Annotated in this window: 1 pseudogene; it reads right to left on the reverse strand. The window is 66.7% G+C overall.

The features are described from left to right. A pseudogene (ureC, locus tag AC1ECF_RS17775) lies at positions 1-246 on the reverse strand (urease subunit alpha); the annotation flags it as partial.

The following is a 246-nucleotide window of genomic DNA, read 5'->3' on the forward strand; positions in this document are numbered from 1 at the left end:
GGCAGCACCTGGCTCTGGAGTCCCAGCTGCTCCGGGACCCCCTTGTCGATCCCGGCCTGGGACATGAAGGTCACCCGCGTCGACTGCTGCGCCTTGCCGAACGATCCGAACATCGGGCGATACATGACGGGTTGCGGCGTGGGCAGCGAGGCGTTCGGCTCGCCCATGACTCCCCAGTTGATGAGACCACCCTTGACGATGCAGCGCGGCTTCACGGCGAACGACTCGACGGGCCAGACCACGAGG

The sequence above is a fragment of the Psychrobacillus sp. Z3-81 genome (assembly GCF_056620325.1).